This is a genomic window from Streptomyces sp. NPDC002265 (assembly GCF_040296125.1).
Lineage (GTDB): Bacteria > Actinomycetota > Actinomycetes > Streptomycetales > Streptomycetaceae > Streptomyces.
This window is the reverse complement of sequence record NZ_JBEOWS010000506.1, coordinates 1-4969: the sequence shown is the minus strand read 5'-3', so window position 1 is coordinate 4969 and position 4969 is coordinate 1. Positions and strand designations below refer to the sequence as shown.

The following is a 4969-nucleotide window of genomic DNA, read 5'->3' as shown; positions in this document are numbered from 1 at the left end:
CCCGGCGCCGGGCGTGATCACTTCGGCGCCCGCACCGAAAGCCGGGGCGTGGAGGGAGGGCGCATCGGCGCCCTCCGACCTCCTACGGGAGAAACCACTCGAGGCCGCAGCGTCCCGTTCTCGCGCCGGTGCTCACACCGCGCCGGGAGGACGGGTGCGCGGCAGCGCGCGTCAGGCGCCGGCGCACCCGACCGGGGTGTGCCGTCGACCAGGCGATCCGCCCCGGCGCGGAGCGCCGCAGTCGGCCCGCCGCTCTGCGCGGCGGGGTCGTGACCCGCTCGACGGACCTCGGGCGCTTGTGTGGGACTCGGTGAGCGGCTGCTAGGCCGCCGCGTCCTCCGGAAACCTCACCGGGTAGGCCTCGGCGAAGTCCGCGGACCGTCCGACGGTGCTCCATTTCTCGTCCTGCGCCAGCAGTCGCCGGTCCTGGGCGATGGACCCCTCCGAAGCCATCACGCCAAGCGCGAGGTTGGTCGGGATGTCGTGGCGCTTCGCCATCCGCACGAGGATCTCCGCAGCTCGCACCGGGTCGCCGGCCGGTCCTTCGGTGCTCTGCCGGATGCGCCGGTTGATCGCGCCGACGGTGTCGTCGTAGCCCTCGGGCACGTCGTGCACAGTCATCGAGGAGCCGGCCCAGTCGGTGCGGAACCCGCTCGGCTCGACAACCAGAACTCGGACTCCGAACGGAGCGGTCTCCACGCGCAGCACCCGGCTGAAGCCGTCGATCGCGAACTTGGCCGCCTGGTAGGAGGCGATACCCGGGGAGCCGCCGACGCGGCCGCCCATCGAGGAGAACTGGACGACCAGCCCGCCGCCCTGTTCGCGCAGCAGGGGGATCGCCGCTTTGGTGACGTTGTAGACACCCCAGAAGTTCGTCTCGAACTGGGTGCGGAAGTCGTCGTCATCGGTGGTCTCGATCGGGGAGACGTTGGCGTAGCCGGCGTTGTTGACCAGTACGTCGATCCGGCCGAAGCGCTTCCTGGCCTCCTCCAGCGCCGCCTGCGCCGCCCTGGGATCGGTCACGTCGAGCGCGATGGGGGCGATCCGGTCGCCGAACTCGGCGGCCAGGTCGTCGAGTTGCTCGGGCCTGCGGGCTGTCGCTGCCACGGTGTCTCCGGCCTCCAGAGCGGCGCGGACGAGGGCGCGGCCGAAACCGCGGGAGGAGCCGGTGATGAACCAGGTCTGCTGCATGTTCTCAGTCATGCCATTTAGCAAAACACTGTTGCGTTAATAATGCAACTCCGTTGCGCTAAGATGGATCAGTGGACACCACCGACTTCCGACGCGCCCGGTCCCCGCAGGCCAAGCAGCAGCGGGAGGCCGCGATCCTGGACGCCGCCCGGGACCTGGGGGCCGAGCAAGGCATCCGGCAGGTCACGCTGACCGACATCGCCGCGGCCGTGGGCATGCACAAGTCCGCGCTGCTGCGCTACTTCGAGACGCGGGAGGCGATCTTCCTGCGTCTGACCGCGGCCGACTGGCAGGAGTGGGCGCCGGTCCTGTGCGCCGAGATCGGCCGGGTCGCCGTCGGCGACACGGCGGGCGTGGCCGCGGCCTTCGCCCGCACCCTCGCGGTCCGCGGCATGTTCTGCGACCTGCTCGCGCAGGCGCCGATGAATCTCGAGCGCAACGTCTCGGTCGAGGCGGTGCGCGAATTCAAGCTGGTCACCCTGACCGCGGTCGACGCGATCGTCGCCGCGGTCCGCTCGCGGCTGCCGGAGCTGACCGAGGCCGACGGCGTGGACCTGATGGCTGCCGCGACGTCGATGGCCGGCTCGTTCTGGCAGATCGCTACGCCGGGGCCGGAGGTCGCGGCGCTGTATCGCAGCGACCCGCAGCTGGCGCATGCGATCGTGGACGTGGAACCTCGGCTGGCCCGGATCCTGACGGCCATGCTGGAGGGGATCGTCGCCGCGCGCCGAGGTGGGATGCCACGGCACTGAGCGGCGGCCGGGCCCCGGACTTCAGAGTGAGCCCGAAGCCGAGTCGGCACGTCCCGTGCTTGTTCGCGACCGGGTCCCAGGCGTTGCCTGTCGCCCGGCATGCCATCGGGTGGACACCGGCACCCGGAGCTCACCCTGTGGGTTCGTGCGGCCTGATGCGCCCGGTGCACGAAGTGACATCACCCGTCGGTGCAGGTCATGCCGGGACCGACGCAACGCCTCACCTGCTCGACCGGCGGACGGCGCTCGAGCGGGACAGGGCACGGTTCGGCGCCGGTCGTGTCACTCCGGCGCCGACGCGGCGTCGTACCGTGCATCGACCCACCGTGCCGCATTCACAGCCCGGTGACCTTCCCGCTCGCCGACACTTCGTAGGCCAGGGTGAGGGTGCGGCGGCCTCCGGGCGGGAGGGTGATGGTCCAGCTGGCGATGCCCTCGGTGTCGACCGTCTCGGGGGCGGGGGAGCAGGCGTCCTTGGACAGGCGTATCTCCACCGCCGAGACCTCCGACACCGGAATACGCTCCCGGAGCACCACCGTCCGTTCGTCGTTCTCCCCGGGAGCCGAGAAGCGGGACAGATGCAGCCGGACGATGCGGGTGAGCACGGTGCGCTGGCTCAGTCCGACGCTCTCGCGGGACTCCTCGACATCGCGGACCACCCGGAAGTCGTCGCAGCTGCCGAACGCCAGCTCCACAGGGGCGCCGGGAGCCGTGAAGTCCAGCGTGCCGCGGCCGCCGTATCCGCTGTCCCGGACCAGGTCCACCGGCCCGGCCAGCAGCACGTGCCCGGACCGGTTGTCGAACCGCAGCAGCCGGGTGACCAGCGGGGACAGCTCGGGGGAGCAGCCGTACTCGCTCTCGGCGGGCGTGGTGAAAGACGAGACCGGCACCCGGTGGGCGCGCCCGTCGCCGGGCACGGACACCGGCGAGGGAGAGTGCAGCACCCGCACCTCGCCACCGTCGGCCACCCCGGGCAGGCCCGGCACCGGGACCGGGCCGAGGTCCCCGATCTCCTGTTCACGCAGTTCGACCTCGACCGTACGGCGTTCCGCGGCCGACCGGTCCTTGAGCGTCAGCCGGTCCTCTCCCAGCCGCGGCGGCTCGGTGGCCGCCGCCGACCGGGCCGTCGACAACGTCAGTCGTACGTCCGACCAGTCCTCGCCGGTCTGCTGCCAGACCATGGCGTCCGTCTCCAGGGTCAGTGCGCCCCCGTCGAGCACGGCCCGATAGGCAGGGCGCCACAGCGCACACGGAGTGAGGTGGCTTAGCCGCAGCCCGACCGGTCCGGCTGCCGCGGCCTGTACGGTCAGCTCGATGTGGCCGACGAGCTCGACTGGTTCCGTTTCGGCGAGGTCCATGGCACGCCGGACCGAGTCGAGTTCGGCGGCGACGGCGGCCAACTCGGACTCAAGGGAGCGTAGTTCCTCGCTGTACGTGTCGCGTTCACCGTCCACGCGGTCCAGTTCGCGGCTCCAGCGGGGCACGTCGGTCTCCCCGGAGCCCGCCCCTTCGCCGATGTCCCGCAGCAGATCGGCGGCCAGCCGGGCGAGGGCGTCGAGGCGGGCACGGAGGCGATCCCGGCGCTGCTTCAGCGCGGCCTGTTCCTTCTCGAGGCTGTGCAGGCGGTGACGCAGGGCGGAGTCGTCAGCGTCCGGCAGCGGCCCGCGCGGGGTCCAGCTGCGCACGATCCGCAGGTCGAGCACGGTCGCCGGGTGATCGGCGGTCAGTTCGGCGTGCAGAGTGCGGTCGACGGCCAGCGCGCTGACCGGACCGAGGCGCAACCGCTGGACTCCGGCCTGCAGTTCGAGCACCGCGCTCCGCTCGACATGGGCGCGGTCCTCCAGGCAGGTGACGGCGGTGACAGGAAGCGCGATCGGTGTCTGGTCCGTGGACATGGGGTGTGTCAGCTCCTGCGGTTGCCGCCGGCCAGGACCTTGCCCGCCGGGATGCGTATTTCGTAGCCGCCGTCGAGGGCGACGGTTCCGCCCGCGGGCAGCTCCACCCGCCAGATGCGCAGGCCCGGGACATGGTGATCGGCACTCTGGTCGTCCTCGGGTGCCGTCCAGTCGGCCTGCTCGACGATCCGTACGTCCGCCTCGGAGGTGACGGGCACCCGCTCGCGCACCTCGACGGTGGCCGGCCACGGGAGCCGGTTGGCCAGTTCCACGTGGACACGGTGGTCGAGCACGGTGGTGCCGTTGCGCAGACCCGCCGTCGACTCGTGCAGGCTCGTACGGCGAGTGACCCGGATGCCCTCGGCCGGCCCGAGTCCCATCCGGCTCACGCCGCCGGGGGCGAGCGTGGGCAGCGCGGCGGTCAGCAGGAATTCGCCGTCCACGCTGACCTCCACCGGTCCCGCCAGCAGAGCCTGGTCGGTGGCGTTGGAGAGCACCAGCGTGGCGTACGCGGTCTGTTCCACGCCCGGCACACTGAGGTACTCGGTACGCAGGCCGACCGGGATCTCGGCGACGGTGACGGTGTGCCAGGTGCCGTCCGAGGGGACGTCGGCACGGGCCGCGGCGTCGAAGCGATGGTCGAAGGAGCCCGCCGATTCGCGGGGCCGCACCGCGTGTCCGGGCAGCGGCAAGGCGGCCGTCGCCTCGGCGCGGCGGCGGAGTTCGGCGGCCACCGGATCGAAGGACGGGCCCGGGAACAGCAGGCCCCGGCGATCGCTCCCCGCCTCGGGGCCGCACAGGGCGAGGGCGGTGTAGTCGAGTTCGGTGTCGCTGGGCCGCGGCGGACCGGCGGGTGCCGGGGCCGGTGGCGGACCGGCGAGGAACTCCGGAAGCGGCGGCGGCGCGGCGGCGCCCGGACTCGGTGGCGGCACGGCCCCGCCCGGGGCGGCGGGCGCCATGGCCGCGGCGGCCGGGAACGGACCGCTGCGGGCGAGCGGACGGGGCGGTGGCGCCAGGTCGGGCAGCGCGGCGGCGGCGATCTCTTCGACACCTGGTGGAACGAGCGCCAGCCGATTTCGCGGACGGGGCCGGACCAGTACAGCGGGCTGGACAAAACGGCGACCTCTGAAG

Annotated in this window: 4 protein-coding genes; 1 reads left to right on the top strand and 3 read right to left on the bottom strand. The window is 72.5% G+C overall.

What is annotated here, in order from left to right; all coding sequences use genetic code 11:
- Positions 1 to 321: 321 nt before the first annotated feature.
- Positions 322 to 1203: an SDR family NAD(P)-dependent oxidoreductase gene (locus tag ABT085_RS43610; RefSeq protein ID WP_351621949.1), complete on the bottom strand. Its 882-nt coding sequence runs from the start codon at positions 1201 to 1203 to the stop codon at positions 322 to 324.
- Between the two features lie 59 nt (positions 1204 to 1262).
- Here ABT085_RS43610 and ABT085_RS43605 point away from each other — a divergent pair, with 59 nt between their 5' ends.
- Complete coding sequence (locus ABT085_RS43605) at positions 1263 to 1943, top strand: TetR/AcrR family transcriptional regulator (protein ID WP_351621946.1); 681 nt, start codon at positions 1263 to 1265, stop codon at positions 1941 to 1943.
- Between the two features lie 335 nt (positions 1944 to 2278).
- Here ABT085_RS43605 and ABT085_RS43600 read toward each other — a convergent pair whose 3' ends face one another.
- A complete protein-coding gene (locus tag ABT085_RS43600; protein ID WP_351621943.1) occupies positions 2279 to 3838 on the bottom strand; it encodes a DUF4139 domain-containing protein in 1560 nt (519 codons plus the stop codon).
- A gap of 8 nt (positions 3839 to 3846) precedes the next feature.
- The coding region (locus ABT085_RS43595; protein ID WP_351621940.1) for a DUF4139 domain-containing protein at positions 3847 to 4969 on the bottom strand (1123 nt) is incomplete at its 5' end.